Below are 17,294 nucleotides of genomic sequence, written 5' to 3' on the forward strand. Positions count from 1 at the left end.
GCTCCACCGTATAGACCGTACCCGAAACCGACACAGGTGGTCAGGTAGAGTATACCAAGGCGCTTGAGAGAACTATGTTGAAGGAACTCGGCAAATTGCACGCGTAACTTCGGAAGAAGCGTGACCCCATTTTACGCAAGTATGATGGGGTGGCACAGACCAGGGGGTAGCGACTGTTTATCAAAAACACAGGGCTCTGCGAAGTCGCAAGACGACGTATAGGGTCTGACGCCTGCCCGGTGCTGGAAGGTTAAGAGGAGAGGTGCAAGCTTTGAATCGAAGCCCCAGTAAACGGCGGCCGTAACTATAACGGTCCTAAGGTAGCGAAATTCCTTGTCGGGTAAGTTCCGACCTGCACGAATGGCGTAACGACTTCCCCGCTGTCTCCAACATAGACTCAGTGAAATTGAATTCCCCGTGAAGATGCGGGGTTCCTGCGGTCAGACGGAAAGACCCCGTGCACCTTTACTATAGCTTTACACTGGCATTCGTGTCGGCATGTGTAGGATAGGTGGTAGGCTTTGAAGCGGGGACGCCAGTTTCCGTGGAGCCATCCTTGAAATACCACCCTTATCGTCATGGATGTCTAACCGCGGCCCGTCATCCGGGTCCGGGACAGTGTATGGTGGGTAGTTTGACTGGGGCGGTCGCCTCCGAAAGAGTAACGGAGGCGCGCGATGGTGGGCTCAGACCGGTCGGAAATCGGTCGTCGAGTGCAATGGCATAAGCCCGCCTGACTGCGAGACTGACAAGTCGAGCAGAGACGAAAGTCGGTCATAGTGATCCGGTGGTCCCGCGTGGAAGGGCCATCGCTCAACGGATAAAAGGTACGCCGGGGATAACAGGCTGATGACCCCCAAGAGTCCATATCGACGGGGTTGTTTGGCACCTCGATGTCGGCTCATCGCATCCTGGGGCTGGAGCAGGTCCCAAGGGTTTGGCTGTTCGCCAATTAAAGCGGTACGTGAGCTGGGTTCAGAACGTCGTGAGACAGTTCGGTCCCTATCTGCCGTGGGTGTAGGAATATTGACAGGATCTGTCCCTAGTACGAGAGGACCGGGATGGACATATCTCTGGTGGACCTGTTGTCCTGCCAAGGGCATAGCAGGGTAGCTATATATGGACGGGATAACCGCTGAAGGCATCTAAGCGGGAAACCCACCTGAAAACGAGTATTCCCTATCAGAGCCGTGGAAGACGACCACGTTGATAGGCCGGGTGTGGAAGTGCGGCAACGCATGAAGCTTACCGGTACTAATAGCTCGATCGGCTTGATCGTTCTCATTGACTGTGCTCATCAGCCAAAGGCTGCTGAAGTCAGTAGTGAATAGATGGTAGTGAGTAGCGGGAATCGCTGCTCATATCGCCATCCACTCATCAGCCAAAGACGTGTTCAAAACTAATCACTAACGACTAGTCACTAATCACTAGTCGCCCGTGAACCAGCTTCTCAAACATAAAGTTGCGCTTTGCCGACCTGGTGGTTATGGCGGGGTGGCTGCACCCGTTCCCTTTCCGAACACGGCCGTGAAACGCCCCTGCGCCCATGGTACTTCGTCTTAAGACGCGGGAGAGTAGGTCGCTGCCAGGTCTGCAAAACGCAACTTCATAAAAAACAATCTTCTCGCACAATACTAACGGCCAAGGCCGTCAAAAGGCCGCTCGCAAAGCGGCCTTTCGTGTTACAATACTTCAGCAAGTCCAATCGACTTGCGCTGGCGCGGGGTGGAGCAGCCCGGTAGCTCGTCAGGCTCATAACCTGAAGGCCGCAGGTTCAAATCCTGCCCCCGCAACCAAATCTTCCAAACACAACACGCAAAAACCCGCCTCATGGCGGGTTTTTGCGTTCTGCGGATGTCGCGAAGGTACTCAGCGCGCGGAAGCGGGGTTCTTCAGTTGACAGAAAACAACCAAATCCTGAACCCGAAACCAACACTTCCATAATACAATACCCCAAAGCCCGCCTCATGGCGGGTGTCGGCGTTGCTGGGCGGCTGTAGCTATTCGGTGAGTTGCGAGCGATTTTCTTGCGGCGACAGGATAGTTGCTAAATGAATAATATTCTAATATACGTAATTCAGTCGCATCTTGTATTTTTGTAGTAGCAAGGAACGTCCGTCCATTCGGCGGCGCCTATTATCCTATTTAGAGGGCAGTTAGATTTCATGATGTAGATCAGAAATTTATGGGGGGAATCATGCGAAAATGGGGGTCTTCTCTAATGATGTCTCCATATAGGAGGCATCGTCTTCTATCGGCAATTTCCGCGTTGTCTGCGTTCTGTGCAGTAGTGTTCTTCGCCGGGATTGCGTCCGCGCAAGCGCCGACCTACGAGCAGCGCGATGCGATCAGGGCAGAGTGCCGCTCCGATTTCATGGCGAAATGTTCCGGGGTGACGCCGGGAGGGATCGAGGCACTCACCTGCCTGCAGCAGCATAGCGCGACACTTTCGGCAGGTTGCCAGAAAGCGGTGTCGGCGGTGAACGTCAAACCCAAATCGACATCCGCGGAGCCAGCGCCGGCTGCACCTGCAAATACTGCGGCGGCTCCCCCGGCGCCCGCGACCGGCACGCCGGCTCACCAGGCGACCCAAGCGCAGCGCAATGCGGTCAAATCGGCCTGTCAGCGCGATTTCATGGCGCAATGTTCCGGTGTCACCCCGGGCGGCGCGGCGGCCCTCAGCTGCCTGCAACAGCATAATGCCGCCCTATCGGCGCCATGTCAGCAAGCCGTTGCGGCATTGGGGGGATCGGGGGCGCCGGCGGCCGGCGATGCGGCTGCCACCGGTGCGATCACGCCGGCCCCTCGGGCAATGATGCCAGCCTTCTCCCCGCGTGAGGAAGTGATGATCCTGCGGGAAACCTGCGGAGCGGACTTCCGGGCCTTGTGCCGCATGGTGCCTTTAGGGGGAGGGCGGGGCATCGCCTGCCTGCGTGATAATCTGCAGCGGGTATCACCAGCGTGCCACCGCGTGCTGACTTCGGGATTGTAGCGCCCGCTGGTAATTCGCTCTCATTAGAAGGACGTCGCGCTCCAGCGAGAAATTCGGTGCGCGATCCTGCAAAGGCCGGCAAGCGGCCGTTTGCCCGTCTGCCTGCATTGCATCTCTCACATGTCATGTCCGGCTGCGGAACGTCCGGCAGCTGCCATCTGCAATTCGATGAAATCAATGACGACACGAACGAAAGGCATTGCCATGTCATCGACTTTCCCTTTCCCGCGACTGAAGCGGATCCTCCTCTATGCCTCGCTTGCCGCAAGCCTCGCACCGCCGACGAGTGCGTGGGCGGATGATGCGAAGGCTCTCCTGAAGACAATGTCCGATTTTCTGACGACGCAGAAGACGATCTCCTTCACCTACCAATCGTCGCTCGAAGCAGTGACTCCCGCCTTCGAGAAACTCCAGTTCGTCAGTTCGGGGACAGCCAACCTGACGCGCCCCGATAAGCTGCGCGTCACGAGGACCGGCGGCTTTGCCGATCTCGACGTGAGCTTCGACGGTTCGTCGCTGACGGTTCATGGCAAGAACCTCGACGCCTATGCCAAGATCGACGGCAAGGGTTCGCTCGATGATCTGATCGACAGGCTGATGACCGCAGGCGTCGAAGCGCCGGGTGCCGATCTTTTATCCTCCAACGTCTATGACGAACTCATGTCCGATGTGACGGAGGCCAAGCATATTTCCAGCGCGTTCGTGGATGGGGTCGAATGCGAATATCTGGCCTTCCGGACGCCTGAGATCGATTGGCAGATCTGGATACAGAGCGGCCCGCAACCGATACCCCGCCGTTACGTCATCACCAGCAAACACGTCGTCCAGGCGCCGCAATACACGCTCGAAATCAGCGATTTCAAAAGCGGAGCGGATGTCGCGGCCGTTTCCTACACGATCGAGGTTCCGGCCAGCGCAAAGACGGTCGATCTCAGTGAGCTGCAATCGCTCGACGAACTGCCTGAGGCGGCCGATATGGGAGAGGTAAAATGACCTATAGGAAGCTGTTCTTCGCCCTCGGCCTGGCCGGCGTTTTGACATTCACCGGCTTTCACATCGAGGCGCAGGGATCGATGCCTCTGTCGATCGGCTTTGCCACGCCGGCGGGCGCCGTCATCGGCAGGCCGCTGACGCCGCTCTCTTATGCCGGCGTGGCCCGTCGGACGACGCGGCGGGTCGTCACACGGACGACGACGACCATCGCCGTGCTTCCGGCAGGCTGCCGTTACGGTCCCTATTACGGCGGCTATTATTATCGATGCGGCGGTTATTATTACGCCAAGAGCGGCAACGTCTATGTGCAGGTGATCGTGCAATAATTGCCGCGATCGCCTTACCCGACGTTCGATATTTCCGCTTCCGCCACGCTCGCGGCCGTGTTTGCTGGCGCTCCGCGCCGCTTCCAGTATTCCTCGAGCCGCTGCAGCAGCACGTAGAAGGAGGGGACGAAGAGGATGGCGAGGCAGGTCGAGGCGATCATGCCGCTGAAGACCGATATGCCGATCGATTTGCGCGCGGATGCGCCGGCGCCCGTTGCCAGCACTAGCGGCAGCACACCGAGGATGAAGGCGAAGGACGTCATCAGGATCGGCCGGAAACGCAGGCGGGCGGCCTCGACGGCCGCGTCCAGAATTTCCATGCCCTCCGCCCGTTTTTCGCGGGCATATTCGACAATCAGGATGGCGTTTTTGGCCGCGAGCGCAATCAGCAGGATGAGGCCGATCTGCGTATAGAGATTGTTGGCGACGCCCGCTGCCATGAGCGCGGCCACCGTGCCGAGCAGGGCGAGCGGCACGGCTGATATGACCGCCAGCGGCAGGATCCAGCTTTCATATTGGCCGGCGAGCACGAAATAGACGAGCAGCATGGCGAGCGCGAAGATGAAGTAGATCTGCCCGCCGACCGCCTTCTCCTGATAGGAGAGCGCCGTCCATTCGAAACCGGTTCCCGTCGGCAATGTATGATCGGCGATCTGCTCCATGACCTCGAGCGACTGGCCGGAGCTGAAACCGGCCGCCGGCCCACCGACGATGGTGGCGGTGGGATAGAGATTGTAAAGGCTGATCAGCGAGGGACCTTGTGTCGTGGTGACATCGACGACCGTGCCGAGCGGCACCATCGTGCCGTCGCCGGCCTTGACCTTCAGATTGCGGATATCGTCAGGGCTGACACGGAAATCGGAAGCGGCTTGCGCATAGACCTGGAAGGTGCGGCCGAATTTATTGAACTGGGTGACATAGCTCGATCCGACATAGCCGGAGAGGGCGGAGAAGACCTGGCCCACGGTAATTCCCAGAGTTTCCGCCTTGATGCGATCGACGGAGACCGCAAGCTGCGGCACGTTCGAACGGAAAGGCGTGCTCAACCTCTGCAACGATGATTGCGCATTGCCGTTCCTGACAATCGTATCGGCAAGCGATTGCAGCAGCGGATAGTCGGCTACGCCGTTCCGGAGTTCGACCTGCATGGTAAAGCCGTTGGCATTGCCGACGCCCTGGATCGGAGGCGGCACGACGACCAGTGTTTTGGCGCTCAGCACATGCTGCAGCGCATCGTTCAAATGCTGGTAGATGGACAGCAGGTCCTGCCCCTTCTCCTTGCCGCGCTCATCCCAATCTTTCAAAACGACATAGGCGACGCCGGCATTCTGCAGGCTGGCACTGTTGTCGAGAACGGAAATGCCACTGATGGTCAGCACCTGATCGACGCCGGGCGTGGCTTCGGCGATCTTGCCGACCTCTTCCATGACGGCATCGGTGCGTTCCTTCGAGGCGCCATCGGGCAGTTGTGCACTGATCAGCACATAGCCTTGATCTTCGACGGGCAGGAAGGCGGTCGGCAGACGGGAGAGCCCCCAGACTGCGACCCCGATCAGCGCAAATGCCGCTATGGCCATGATGCCGCTGTGGCGGGTCATCGATCCGATCAGTCCGGCATAGCTGCGTTCGCCTCGATCGTAGACCCTGTTGAAGCCGCGATAAAGGGCGTTACGTTGCTCCGGCGGAACCGGCGGGCGCAGCCAAAGGGCACATTGCGTCGGTTTCAGCGTGACGGCGTTGACGGCGCTGATCAGCGCGGTCGCGGCAATGACGAGGGCGAACTGCCGATAGAGCTGGCCGGTCAGGCCAGGCAGGAAGGCGGCCGGAATGAAAACGGCCATCAGCACCAGCGTGATCCCGATGACCGGACCGAGCAATTCCTCCATCGCCTTCTCGGCGGCCTTTCGGCCTGACATGCCGGCCTCGATGTGCCGGGCCACACCTTCGACGATGACGATGGCATCATCGACGACAATGCCGATGGCGAGAACGATGGCAAAGAGCGTCGACAGGTTGACGGTGAAACCCAAGGCCGCCATGGCCGCGAAGGCGCCGATGATGGTGACGGGAACGGTGGTCGCCGGCACGAGCATCGCCCGCCAGTCCTGCAGGAAGACCAGAATGACGATGAGAACGAGAACCCCGGCCTCGATCAAGGTGACGTAGACCTCGTCGATGGAGGCCTCGACAAATTTCGTCGTGTCGAACGGCAGATGATATTCGAGGCCAGGCGGGAAGCTCGTCGAGAGCTCATCCATTTTCGCGCGCACCGCCTGCGCCACGGCAATGGCGTTCGCTTCCGGCAATTGGAATATGCCGATGCCGGCCGCCGGCCGGCCGTTCTGCATGAAGGATTGGCTGTAAGTCTGGGCGCCGAGTTCGACGCGGCCAATATCACGCACACGCGTGATGCGGCCGCCCTGTCCACTTTCGACCTTGACGACGATGTTCTCGTAGTCGGCGGCCTCGTTCAGCCGGCCATTCACATTCAGCGTATATTGGAAGATCTGCCCTTTCGGCACCGGCGGAATGCCGATCTGGCCGGCGGCGACCTCCTGGCTCTGCTGCTGCACGACACTGACGACATCCTGCGGCGTCAGGCCGCGGGCCTGGAGCAGGTTCGGATCCATCCAGATCCGCATGGCATATTGGCCGGCGCCGAACACCGTCACATTGCCGACACCAGGCAGGCGGGCGAGTTCGTTCTGCAGATTGATGACCGCGTAGTTCGACAGGAACAGGCTGTCATAGCCGCTGTCGGATGAGGTCAGGCTGACGAAGCCGAGGATCGCCGTCGATTTCTTCTGCGTCGTCACGCCTTGAAGCTGCACCGCTTCGGGAAGCGACGACATTGCGATCGCGACACGGTTCTGCACCAGAACCTGGGCCTGATCCGGATCCGTTCCGATTGCAAAGGTTGCGATCAGCGAATAGGTGCCGTCGCTGGCGCTGGTCGACTGCATGTAGAGCATATCCTGCACGCCGTTGACCTGCTGCTCGATCGGCAGCGCCACGGTGTCGACGAGGGTCTGCGCGCTGGCGCCGGGAAAGCGTGTCGTCACCTGCACCGTCGGCGGGACGACATTCGGATATTGCGCCACCGGCAGCTGGTACAGGGCAACCGCGCCGACGAGCACGAAGACCAATGCCAGGACGTTGGCGAGTACCGGCCGCTCGATGAAGAAACGCGAGATCATGCTGTTGTCCTCAGACGTTCAGATGAAGCGTGGTGACGAATTCATTGCGTGGTGGTGTTGGCCTTGGCATCGTCGGCGGCGTTGGCCGTCGGGTTCATTTCGATCTTCTCGGGCGTGACCTTGCTGGCGGGAATGGCCTGCTGGATCCCTTGGGTCACCACCCAGTCGGCCGGATCGAGGCCGGATTGGATGACGCGGAGCGCGCCTTCCCGCTGCCCGGTCTTGACCTGTTTCTGCTCGACCACATCGTCCTTGCCGAGAACGAGCACGTAGCTGCCGAGCTGGTTGGTTCCGATGGTGTCGTCGCGCACCAGCAGAGCCTTGTCGTTGTGGCCGACCGGCACCCGAACCCGCACGAAGAGGCCGGGCAGCATGGCGTGGTCCTTATTGTCGAACAGGGCGCGGACCTGAAGCGTGCCTGTTGAGGCGTCGAGCTGAGGCGATACGTAATCGAGATGTCCCTTGTGCGGGTAACCCTCTTCCGTCTGCAAACCGATCTCCGCCGGTATGCTCGGAAGGTCGGTCTGCCTGAAGGTATGCCCCTGCTTTGCCATGGTTTCCTTGATCATCAGCACCTGCGTCTCGCTGACGTTGAAATAGGCATAAAGTGGATCGGTCTGGACGATGCTGGCGAGTTTGGTGGGGCCGGACACGCCGACCAGCGTGCCGATATCGACGAGGTGATCCGTGACGATGCCGTCGAAGGGAGCGAGCACCTCGGTATAGCCGAGGTTGATCGTCGCTAGTTCGACGTTGGCCTGGGCGTTGAGGATGGCGGCATTCGCCTCGTCGAGCGTCGCCTTGGCGCTATCGACCGCGGTCTGGGTGGTAACCTGTTGTTTGGACAGATTGAGCTGCCGGTCATATTCCTGCTTTGCGCCGACCTGGGAGGCCTGTTGCGAGGCGAGCGATGCCTTTGCCTGATCCAGTTGCGCCTGATAGGTGTCGCGCTCGATGCCGAAGAGCTTGGCGCCCTTCATCACCATCATACCGTCCTGGTAGTCGATGGATTGGATATAGCCCTGGACGCGCGCCTCGATATCGACGGCATTGAGCGGCGCCGTATTGCCGGTGAGTTCGAAATAGAGCGTTACCGGCTGCTGGACCGGCTGCGCGACCCGAACCGGAGGTGGCGGCGGAGGAACATAAGTGTTGCCGCTTTCCTCGCAGCCGGCAAGAATTGCCATGCCGGCGAGCACCATCAAGAGGTGCGGACCCTGATCCAATCTCACACGCATTGCCGCCGCCCCGATGTTTACGAGCCCCAGTCTTCATGCGTGCCTCGGCGGAGACGACCCTTCTCCGAAAAGTTCCGGGCATGCGATATTATGTCGCGGCATTGATGCAAATTGCAATAGCTGCTGGTGCACAATTGAACTCAGTTCATGCATGTCGCCCGGAAGTGTGCAGCGGTTCCGGGATAACGACATGCATCAAAAACCGAGAGCTTTAGAGTTCGCCGTTCGTGGACACAAAGTGGCTATGGTTTCCCGAGCCGCTCGATGGCCGACTGCAAGGGTGCATCTGAAACATAGATCAGCCCGATATATGGATTGGCCATATCCGTAATCAGAAAGATCGCGCCCGCGACGGACAGGGCGCAAACGAGCAGAATTGATAGCACCGTGGGGTTGACCGGCGCCTGCAGTCCGAAGGTTGCAAACAGCAGCGAGAGCCAGCACACGAGAACGGTGAGGAAGGCCCAGGGCAAACCCTCTTTACCGGATTCGACGAGCAGCCAGTGGGTCTCGGCCACCATGCCGCTCACATCCAGTGCGCGTGTCTGGAGAGTACGATGTACGGCATCCCTCGGCGAGAGCGATCGAAGATCGCCCTGAACCGCTTCGATATCCTGATATTCCCCGAGCGCTTTGCCGGACGCATCGTCGGTGGTCTCGGCGGACCAGCCACGGCTTAGCCGTTTCTCGATCAATTCACGCAGCAACTGCCGCGCCTTGTCGGTTTCCGGCCCATATTGCGCCATGACGCGATCAAGCAGGAGCACCCTTGCTGCCGCCGTTTTCATCTCCACTTCGGCATTGTCGTATGTCGTCTTGGCGGATGCGATCAGAAGGCCGAGCGCCAGGGCTGACAGTGTTCCCACCACCGCGGTCGCCAGCCTGATGGCATCCTTGGATTCGGCATTAAGGTGATGATCCGGCAAGCGGCTGCGCATCATCAATCCTATCGATGCCGCCGCAGATAGAACAACAAATATTAACCCGCCATGCAATAGTGAGCTCAAGGTCCGCTCTCCATCACGCTAACCGTGTAAGCGCCACGAGGCTTATAAGTTGTGCGATCGTTACTGTCATCATAGCGGAAGAGAGACAGGGCGTGAGAGTTTTACTTTCCTATTCTCACGCGGCTGGGGATCAATGCTGGAAGATGAGCAGCACGTAGGCCAGGAAAAGCACCAGGTGGACTGCACCTTGCATGAGATGCGTGCGGCCGCTGGCGAAGGTAATGATGCTGACGGCAAGGGTGAGCAGGAGCATCACCAGATCTCCGTGCTCGAGGCCGAGCGTCACGCTGTGTCCGTAGAGCTGGCTGACAACAAGCATCGCCGGCACCGTCAGTCCGATCGTCGACAATACCGAACCAAGGAAAATGTTGACGGACCGCTGAAGATGATTGGCGATAGACGCGCGCACGGCGCTGATAGCCTCAGGGGTCGCGACGAGGATAGCCATCACAACACCGCCAAATGCGGTTGGAGCGTGCAGCGTTTCGATAACGTAATCGATCGGCCGGGCAAGCTGTTCGACCAGGAAGACGACGGGAGCCATATAGGTGACAAGCAGAATAGCGTGCGGCCAGATCGGCCCGCGGCCAGAGACATGTTCGCTGCGAGGTTCCTGACGATTGCCGTCGTCCGCGAAATAGTCCCGATGGCGGCCGGCCTGAAGAAACAGAAATGTCGCATAAAGGCCGACCGATATGACGCCCAGTATCAGTTGTCTCGGTGCCGATGGATGCTGTCCGTCGGGGCCTGCCAGAAATGTCGGCATGACGAGGCTCAGGGTCGCCAGAGGCACGATCACGCCGAGATAGGCGTTAGCGCCTTGCAGGTTATGTTGTTGTTCCGGCCGCCGCCACGCGCCGAGCAGCAATGAAAGGCCGACCATGCCGTTCAGAATGATCATGACGACTGCAAACAGCGTGTCGCGCGCAAGCGTGGGGTTGTTTTCGCCGTGAAGCATGACGGCCGATATTGCCATCACCTCGATCGAAGTGATGGCAAGGGTTAGAATGAGCGTGCCGTAAGGCTCCTTCAGTCGCTCCGCCAGGTGATCTGCGTGCCGCACGACCGACAGAGCGGAGCCGAGCACGACGGCAAACAGCCACCCGAAAATCACAGTGAACCAAAGCGGATCGGAAAGCCGCCCGAAGAGCTGCTCCCGGAAAGCAAGAAATGCGAAGCTCGTCGCGACGCTGATGCCCAGGAACCATTCCTCGCGCACCAAGCTGGTGGCGCTGACGGCACGCAATGCAGGATCGTCCGTCATCGAAACCGCCCGCCTTCAGGCAAATGCCGCCGCAATGCGATCATTACCACCATCGTGTCCGCCCGCTGTCTCTTGCCCGCCACCTGAGCCTAAAGCGTGTCGAGATCTTTCAGAGTCGCTTGTCACGCTTTAGGTCTTTGTTTCTAAGCATGTTTTATCACAAAACTGCAGCACACTTCTGCGAGGGATGCGTTAGCGGAGATAAGGCTGCCTTAAGTCGAACCGAACCTCAAGTCGGGTCGCATGTCACCTGCCAAAATTTGCAGATCCGCCGTTTCATCCCCCTCTGATCCCAGCAAAGCAATCTCGATGCAGGTTTGCGGCGCCGAGCACCACACCTGCCGTTATTCGCGGCCGGTCGCCGGGATTGCCGCGCCGGTGACGACGGCTGCGGCCGGCGATATCAGGAAGGCGATGAGGCGGGCGATCGATTGCGGCGTGACCCAGCCGTCCGTCTTCGCATTGGGCATGGCGGCGCGATTGTCAGGCGTGTCGATCGTCCCGGGCAGGATGCAGTTGGCGGTGATGCAGTCGTTGCGGCATTCGGCAGCGAGCGCTTCCGTCAGCCGGATGACGGCGGCCTTCGAGGCAGCGTAAGCGGCCTGATTAGCGCCGGCCTTCAGGCCGGGCGCGGCAGCGACATGAACGATGCGGCCATAGCCTGATGCCTTCATGGTCGGGAGAACAGCGGCGCTGATCGTCAGCGCGGTGCGGGCGTTGGCGTTCATCATCGTCTCCCATTGGGCAGGCGCATCCGGCCCGACCGGCCCCATCTGGAAGGCGCCAACCGTATTGACCAGGGCACCGACGCCGCCAAAGCGCTTGACGGCCCGTGCGACGGCGGCGGCGCAGGAGGCATAATCGGTGAGATCGGTCCCAGCGATCGACAGAAACTCGGCGGAGGCGGAAAGATCGCCGGCCAGGGCTTCCAGCTCCTGGCTCGAACGGTTCATGCAGACGAGTTTCGCGCCGCCGGCGGCGAGCTCACGGACAACGGCGCTGCCGAGGTTGCCGCCGGCTCCCGTAACGATCACGGCTTTCTGGTCGTTCATGGCAATCGATCTCCTGCCCGTCCTTGATGGCGCGCATTGTTGATCCAGGCTGCGCCGCAGCGCAAGCCCGCGCATCCGCGTCAAGGTCGGAGATCTTGCGGAACTGCCCTTTCAGGCAGTTCCGCCGTTATTGCTCCACAGTTTCGTCGGGTCGGCCGTCAGTGATATTTCGTCCGTTCGCGACCGAGAATCTCGGGCGCGTCGAGGCCGGAAATCGGGCGGGTGACATCGGCCGGGATGTCGCCGGTGAGCTGCAGGTCGAGATAGCGGGCGCAGCAGACGCGCAGGAAGGAGGTGAAGTTTCCAAGATCATGGCCGGCATCGATCGATTCATGATGCAGCCGGGTGATCAGCTGGACGACATTCATGCCGTCCCGCCGGGCGATCTCCTCAAGCTTCGACCAGAAGAAGTTCTCCAGCCTGACGCTGGTCACCATGCCGTCGATGCGCAGCGACCGGGTGGTGCTTTCCCAGAGCCGCGCATCCGCCTTAATGAACAATTCGCACATGTCATCCTCCCGGTGCCGCCCCTCAGGCGACGTTGGTTTCGAGCAGCGCTGCGGCATCGAGCACGGCCATGAACTGACGCAGCCACGACGGATGTGCCGGCCAGGCCGGCGCCGTTACCAGGTTGCCGTCCGAGACCGCATCGGTGATCGAGATATCGGCGTAGGTGCCGCCGGCAAGCTCGACCTCCGGCCGGCAGGCGGGATAGGCCGAGCAGGTGCGGCCCTTCAAGACGCCGGCGGCGGCGAGCAGCTGCGCGCCATGGCAGATGGCGGCAACGGGCTTTCCGGCATCGAAGAAGTGCCGGACCGCTTTGATGACGTCTGCATTGAGGCGCAGATATTCCGGCGCGCGGCCGCCGGGGATGACGAGGGCATCGTAATCTTCGGCCCGCACGCTATCGAAAGTGGCGTTCAGTGCGAAATTATGACCGCGTTTTTCGGAATAGGTCTGGTCGCCTTCGAAATCATGAATAGCGGTGGCGACCGTCTCGCCTGCGTTCTTTCCGGGGCAGACGGCGTCGACCGTGTAGCCGCAGGCAAGCAGCGTCTGGAACGGCACCATGGTTTCGTAATCTTCGGTGAAATCACCCGTGATCATCAGGATTTTTGAAGCTGGCATCGTATCCTCCTTTGAAACCAACCGCCGGAGATTAACAAAGAGCGGCGTATACAAGGTACTATGGGAATACTACAGCCGAAATTCCCTGAGAGTGAGAGTAGCATGATGCCGAAAACCGCGCACGGTTTTCGGCATGCTCTACACCGCCTTGACTGTCACATCCGGGACGGCGCAGGCCTCGCCACCGCCGAAGAGGCGGGAACGGGTGAGGAAGCGTTTCTCGCGGCCGTTATCGAGCGAGAACATGCCGCCGCGGCCCGGAACGACATCGATGATGAGCTGCGTATGTTTCCACGCCTCGAACTGGCTGGCGCTGATATAGACCGGCACGCCGCCGATCTCGCCGAGTTTGACGTCGCTGTCGCCGACCATGAATTCATTGGCCGGATAACACATCGGCGAGGAGCCGTCGCAGCAGCCGCCGGACTGGTGGAAGAGGATATCGGGATGATCGCGCTTGATCTCTGCAATCAGCTCAAGAGCTGCGTCGGTCGCGAGAACACGCGGTTCGCCGTTGACGGTGGTTTCCATCGGTCTTCCTCCAATGTTTGACGAGGAGAGTTCCCCTCCCCAACCCCTCCCCACACGGGGGAGGGGCTAAGATGTCGCCCCGGCAACTCTCCTCGATGACGTTTCAGCAAGGAGATGTGTGAATTCTAGAGCGAGGCGATTCAGCGGGTTAAGTCCCTCCCCCTTGTGGGGAGGGGTTGGGGAGGGGTTTGACACCCTCCCACCATTCGAGCATCTCAGAAGAAGCCGAGCGCCTTCGGGCTATAGCTCACCAGCATGTTCTTGGTCTGCTGGTAATGCTCGAGCATCATCTTGTGGGTTTCACGGCCGATGCCCGACTGTTTGTAACCGCCGAAGGCGGCATGGGCGGGGTAGGCGTGGTAGCAGTTGGTCCAGACGCGGCCGGCCTGGATCTCGCGGCCGAAACGGTAGCAGCGATTGGCGTCGCGGCTCCAGACGCCGGCGCCGAGGCCGTAAAGCGTGTCGTTGGCGATTTCGAGCGCTTCCTTTTCGTCCTTGAAGGTCGTGACCGAGACAACCGGCCCGAAGATTTCCTCCTGGAACACACGCATCTTGTTGTGGCCCTTGAAGATCGTCGGCTTGACGTAATAGCCGTTCGCCAGATCGCCGCCGAGATCGTTGCGCGTGCCACCGGCCAGCACCTCGGCACCCTCCTGTTTGCCGATGTCGAGATAGGCGAGGATCTTTTCCAACTGCTCGGTCGAAGCCTGGGCGCCGATCATCGTCGCGCTATCGAGCGGATTGCCCTGCTTGATCGCCTCGACGCGCTTGACGGCCTTTTCCATGAAGCGGTCATAGATCGATTCCTGGACGAGGGCGCGGCTCGGGCAGGTGCAGACTTCGCCCTGGTTGAGCGCAAACATTGCAAAGCCTTCGAGCGCCTTATCAAGGAAGTCGTCATCCTCGGCCATCACATCGGCGAAGAAGATGTTCGGCGATTTGCCGCCGAGTTCCAGCGTCACCGGAATGAGGTTCTGGCTGGCATATTGCATGATCAGCCGGCCAGTCGTCGTCTCGCCGGTAAAGGCGATCTTGGCGATGCGGGAGCTGGTCGCCAGCGGCTTGCCGGCCTCGATGCCGAAACCGTTGACAATGTTGAGCACGCCTGGCGGCAGCAGATCGCCGACCAGTTCCGCCCAGAGCAGGATCGAGGCCGGGGTCTGCTCGGCGGGCTTCAAGACGACGCAGTTGCCGGCGGCAAGCGCCGGAGCAAGTTTCCACGTGGCCATCAGGATCGGGAAATTCCACGGAATGATCTGGCCGACGACCCCAAGCGGCTCGTGGAAGTGATAAGCGACGGTATCGTGGTCGATCTCGCCGATCGAACCTTCCTGGGCGCGGATGCAGGAAGCGAAATAGCGGAAGTGGTCGATCGCCAGCGGAATGTCCGCCGCCATGGTCTCGCGGATCGGCTTGCCATTGTCCCAGGTCTCGGCCTGGGCGAGCAATTCCAGCTTGTCCTCCATCCGCTGGGCGATCTTCATGAGGATATTGGAGCGCTCGGCAGCGGAGGTGCGGCCCCATTTTTCCTTGGCCGCATGGGCGGCGTCGAGCGCGAGATTGATGTCCTTTTCATCGGAGCGGGGAATGTCGCAAAGCTTGCCGCCGGTGACGGGTGTCAGGTTTTCGAAGTATTTGCCCCCGACAGGCTCGCGCCATTCGCCGCCGATATAGTTGCCATATTTCAGCTTGAACGGCGATCCGACGATTTTCTGATGAAGCATGTCATCCTCCCTTGATGATCCAGGTTCCGAAGCGAACCAGTGGGAGGAAAATGTGCGTGTTTTGGCGGAGGGAACAGGGCGGCCTTTCAATACCGCAGCGCACAGTGTAGCACAGATGCGACAGCTCGCGTCACGATCGACGGTGTCGGTGGAACTGTCGGGCGCCTGGTCAGTGAAGGTCGAACTTCTTCATCTTCCGATGCAAGGTGGCGCGGCTTATGCCGAGAGCGACAGCCGCCTGCGAGACGTTGCCGCTGGTGCGCGACAGCGCCCGCAACAGGGCTGCCTTTTCCGCTTCGACGATCTCCTCCTGCTGCGAGACGCCGGCCTCATGCAGGGCATCGGCTGCCGGAATGCCGGCGGCGATCCGCTTGTCGTCCAGCTGCAGCGCGATGCGGGCAGCGCGCGTTGCTCCCAGCACCAGATCGTGCCGGTCGACCGCAAGCAGGGCGGCGGCGGAATTGGCACCGGCCGGAACCATCAGGAAACGGGCGCTGGGAAAGGCCGAGCGGAAGAGGTTGAGCTCGATGCGCATCGCCGCATCGCGCACGGTCTGCGTCAGGATCGTCAGCGTCATCTCGTTGACGTCTTCACGGCAGGTGGAGATATCGAGGGCTGCGGCCACCCGACCACGGTGATCGCGGATCGGTGCCGTCGTGCAGCTGAGGCTGGTATTGGCGCAGAAGAAATGCTGGTCGCGGAAGATGGCAACGGCACGCTCGTCGGCAAGCGCGGTGCCGATGCCGTTGGTGCCGATGCTCGCCTCGGTCCAGACGGAGCCGGTCCATAGGCCGAGTTTGTGGAACTCCTTGTCGTCGCCGGCCGCACCCCGGCGCTCCAGTGCAATGCCGTTCCTGTCTGTCAGAAGCAGGCAGCAGCCGGCCCTGCCAACGGTGGTAAAGAGACGATCGAGCTCTTCGGTCGCGCTGGCGATCAGCTGCCCGGACTGTTCGCGGGCACGCCGGAATTCCTCATCGGTGACACGCAGTGGCGCCCGTTCGTCTTCCGGAGCGAGCTGATGCATAGTCATGCATCGCCGCCAGGAGGCGACAACGGGAGAACTGGCCGCGGCGGAATCGCGCTGCGCAGAGGTGTAGACATGCTCGGCGTGTGCTGAGTGTTCGTGCATCGGCTCCTCCCACGGAACTTCAGCATAGTCTGAGGGAAAAGCGGCCGGTTTGCAATCGGCCGGTCCCGGACGGCCATCGGCCTGCGGGTTTTTCAGACGAAGGGGGCAGAAATCACATTTCGGTGTTCGAACACAGGGAGTGTAACAAAAGACCCCTCTCGCCCGTAGTTCTGTGCAGAAACAGCTTTGCAGGGCGAGGAGATCCCGACCATGTTAAACAGACGATTGTTGCTGATGGGTGCCGCTTTCGGCGCGCTTGCGGTTCGCTTGGGGGCCGGCAAGGCGATGGCCGGCGAGACGTTTGCGGTGACGCACACAGAAGATGAATGGCGCAAGCTGCTGACGCCGGATCAATTTGTCATCCTGCGTCAGGCGGGGACGGAAAATCTCTTCACTAGCGCTCTGCTGCATGAGGAGCGGAAGGGTACTTTCGCCTGCGTCGGCTGCGACCAAAAGCTCTTTTCCTCGGCAACCAAATTCGACAGCGGCACCGGCTGGCCGAGCTTTTGGGCACCACTCGACCATGCCGTCGGCACCACAAATGATACCACTTTCGGGATGGCGCGCACGGCAGTCCATTGCGGCCGCTGCGGCGGCCATCTCGGACATGTCTTCGATGATGGTCCGAAGCCAACCGGGCTTCGCTACTGCATGAATGGCCTTGTCATGACGTTTCATCCAGCCTCGGCCTAATCGAAGGAGGTCTTGCTTGC

14 protein-coding genes, 1 tRNA gene and 2 rRNA genes (1 of these 17 cut by a window edge) are annotated in these 17,294 nt (G+C 60.3%); 7 read left to right on the plus strand and 10 right to left on the minus strand.

Going from position 1 to position 17,294, the window contains the following annotated elements; all coding sequences use genetic code 11:
* From ACS4RS_RS09970 to ACS4RS_RS09995, 6 genes are all read left to right on the plus strand, one after another.
* Nucleotides 1-1,279: ribosomal RNA gene (locus ACS4RS_RS09970) — 23S ribosomal RNA — on the plus strand (it extends 1,662 nt beyond the left edge of the window).
* 197 nt (nucleotides 1,280-1,476) lie between these two features.
* A 5S ribosomal RNA gene (gene rrf / locus ACS4RS_RS09975) occupies nucleotides 1,477-1,591 on the plus strand.
* Between the two features lie 128 nt (nucleotides 1,592-1,719).
* Nucleotides 1,720-1,796 (plus strand) — tRNA-Met (locus ACS4RS_RS09980).
* A 401-nt stretch (nucleotides 1,797-2,197) separates the two neighbouring features.
* The gene (locus ACS4RS_RS09985) at nucleotides 2,198-2,992 is read left to right on the plus strand and encodes a hypothetical protein (protein ID WP_439011097.1); all 795 of its coding nucleotides are present in this window, start codon (nucleotides 2,198-2,200) and stop codon (nucleotides 2,990-2,992) included.
* Between the two features lie 204 nt (nucleotides 2,993-3,196).
* Nucleotides 3,197-3,985, plus strand: a complete 789-nt coding sequence (locus tag ACS4RS_RS09990; protein ID WP_439011096.1) for a DUF2092 domain-containing protein — start codon at nucleotides 3,197-3,199, stop codon at nucleotides 3,983-3,985.
* Nucleotides 3,982-4,311, plus strand: a complete 330-nt coding sequence (locus tag ACS4RS_RS09995) for a hypothetical protein (protein WP_439011095.1) — start codon at nucleotides 3,982-3,984, stop codon at nucleotides 4,309-4,311. The genes ACS4RS_RS09990 and ACS4RS_RS09995 overlap by 4 nt, the downstream gene beginning before the upstream one ends.
* Before the next feature lie 14 nt (nucleotides 4,312-4,325).
* On the opposite strand, the gene ACS4RS_RS10000 is transcribed toward ACS4RS_RS09995, so the two are convergent.
* The 10 genes from ACS4RS_RS10000 to ACS4RS_RS10045 form a co-directional block, all read right to left on the minus strand.
* Nucleotides 4,326-7,508: a multidrug efflux RND transporter permease subunit gene (locus tag ACS4RS_RS10000; RefSeq protein ID WP_439011094.1), complete on the minus strand. Its 3,183-nt coding sequence runs from the start codon at nucleotides 7,506-7,508 to the stop codon at nucleotides 4,326-4,328.
* A 41-nt stretch (nucleotides 7,509-7,549) separates the two neighbouring features.
* Complete coding sequence (locus ACS4RS_RS10005) at nucleotides 7,550-8,746, minus strand: efflux RND transporter periplasmic adaptor subunit (protein ID WP_439011093.1); 1,197 nt, start codon at nucleotides 8,744-8,746, stop codon at nucleotides 7,550-7,552.
* Nucleotides 8,747-8,988: 242 nt separating this feature from the next.
* Nucleotides 8,989-9,753, minus strand: a complete 765-nt coding sequence (locus ACS4RS_RS10010; RefSeq protein ID WP_439011092.1) for a bestrophin-like domain — start codon at nucleotides 9,751-9,753, stop codon at nucleotides 8,989-8,991.
* A gap of 130 nt (nucleotides 9,754-9,883) precedes the next feature.
* The gene (locus ACS4RS_RS10015) at nucleotides 9,884-11,017 is read right to left on the minus strand and encodes a calcium:proton antiporter (protein WP_439011091.1); all 1,134 of its coding nucleotides are present in this window, start codon (nucleotides 11,015-11,017) and stop codon (nucleotides 9,884-9,886) included.
* A 344-nt stretch (nucleotides 11,018-11,361) separates the two neighbouring features.
* Nucleotides 11,362-12,069, minus strand: coding sequence for an SDR family NAD(P)-dependent oxidoreductase (locus ACS4RS_RS10020; protein ID WP_439011090.1), 708 nt, complete (start codon nucleotides 12,067-12,069; stop codon nucleotides 11,362-11,364).
* Nucleotides 12,070-12,227: 158 nt separating this feature from the next.
* Entirely contained in the window at nucleotides 12,228-12,578 is a 351-nt protein-coding gene (locus tag ACS4RS_RS10025) for a ribbon-helix-helix domain-containing protein (RefSeq protein ID WP_439011089.1), read from the minus strand.
* A 22-nt stretch (nucleotides 12,579-12,600) separates the two neighbouring features.
* A complete protein-coding gene (locus tag ACS4RS_RS10030) occupies nucleotides 12,601-13,197 on the minus strand; it encodes a DJ-1/PfpI family protein (protein WP_439011088.1) in 597 nt (198 codons plus the stop codon).
* Between the two features lie 138 nt (nucleotides 13,198-13,335).
* A complete protein-coding gene (locus ACS4RS_RS10035) occupies nucleotides 13,336-13,728 on the minus strand; it encodes a DUF779 domain-containing protein (protein WP_439011087.1) in 393 nt (130 codons plus the stop codon).
* A gap of 215 nt (nucleotides 13,729-13,943) precedes the next feature.
* Nucleotides 13,944-15,452 (minus strand): aldehyde dehydrogenase, encoded by a 1,509-nt coding sequence (adh, locus tag ACS4RS_RS10040; RefSeq protein WP_449313959.1) that lies wholly within the window; start codon nucleotides 15,450-15,452, stop codon nucleotides 13,944-13,946.
* A gap of 169 nt (nucleotides 15,453-15,621) precedes the next feature.
* The gene (locus ACS4RS_RS10045; protein ID WP_003590057.1) at nucleotides 15,622-16,581 is read right to left on the minus strand and encodes a helix-turn-helix domain-containing protein; all 960 of its coding nucleotides are present in this window, start codon (nucleotides 16,579-16,581) and stop codon (nucleotides 15,622-15,624) included.
* Between the two features lie 210 nt (nucleotides 16,582-16,791).
* Here ACS4RS_RS10045 and msrB point away from each other — a divergent pair, with 210 nt between their 5' ends.
* Nucleotides 16,792-17,274 (plus strand): peptide-methionine (R)-S-oxide reductase MsrB, encoded by a 483-nt coding sequence (gene msrB, locus ACS4RS_RS10050; protein ID WP_439011086.1) that lies wholly within the window; start codon nucleotides 16,792-16,794, stop codon nucleotides 17,272-17,274.
* Nucleotides 17,275-17,294: the final 20 nt, after the last annotated feature.

The organism is Rhizobium sp. F40D2 (assembly GCF_051810745.2).
Classification (GTDB): Bacteria; Pseudomonadota; Alphaproteobacteria; order Rhizobiales; family Rhizobiaceae; genus Rhizobium.

What these genes read in the sequence shown, in the direction of transcription:
- ACS4RS_RS09985 (WP_439011097.1), top strand. Translation starts at nt 2,198, where the DNA reads ATGCGAAAATGGGGGTCTTCTCTAATGATGTCTCCATATAGGAGGCAT.
- ACS4RS_RS09990 (WP_439011096.1), top strand. Translation starts at nt 3,197, where the DNA reads ATGTCATCGACTTTCCCTTTCCCGCGACTGAAGCGGATCCTCCTCTAT.
- ACS4RS_RS09995 (WP_439011095.1), top strand. Translation starts at nt 3,982, where the DNA reads ATGACCTATAGGAAGCTGTTCTTCGCCCTCGGCCTGGCCGGCGTTTTG.
- ACS4RS_RS10000 (WP_439011094.1), bottom strand. Translation starts at nt 7,508, where the DNA reads ATGATCTCGCGTTTCTTCATCGAGCGGCCGGTACTCGCCAACGTCCTG.
- ACS4RS_RS10005 (WP_439011093.1), bottom strand. Translation starts at nt 8,746, where the DNA reads ATGCGTGTGAGATTGGATCAGGGTCCGCACCTCTTGATGGTGCTCGCC.
- ACS4RS_RS10015 (WP_439011091.1), bottom strand. Translation starts at nt 11,017, where the DNA reads ATGACGGACGATCCTGCATTGCGTGCCGTCAGCGCCACCAGCTTGGTG.
- ACS4RS_RS10020 (WP_439011090.1), bottom strand. Translation starts at nt 12,069, where the DNA reads ATGAACGACCAGAAAGCCGTGATCGTTACGGGAGCCGGCGGCAACCTC.
- ACS4RS_RS10025 (WP_439011089.1), bottom strand. Translation starts at nt 12,578, where the DNA reads ATGTGCGAATTGTTCATTAAGGCGGATGCGCGGCTCTGGGAAAGCACC.
- ACS4RS_RS10030 (WP_439011088.1), bottom strand. Translation starts at nt 13,197, where the DNA reads ATGCCAGCTTCAAAAATCCTGATGATCACGGGTGATTTCACCGAAGAT.
- ACS4RS_RS10035 (WP_439011087.1), bottom strand. Translation starts at nt 13,728, where the DNA reads ATGGAAACCACCGTCAACGGCGAACCGCGTGTTCTCGCGACCGACGCA.
- adh (WP_449313959.1), bottom strand. Translation starts at nt 15,452, where the DNA reads ATGCTTCATCAGAAAATCGTCGGATCGCCGTTCAAGCTGAAATATGGC.
- ACS4RS_RS10045 (WP_003590057.1), bottom strand. Translation starts at nt 16,581, where the DNA reads ATGCACGAACACTCAGCACACGCCGAGCATGTCTACACCTCTGCGCAG.
- msrB (WP_439011086.1), top strand. Translation starts at nt 16,792, where the DNA reads ATGTTAAACAGACGATTGTTGCTGATGGGTGCCGCTTTCGGCGCGCTT.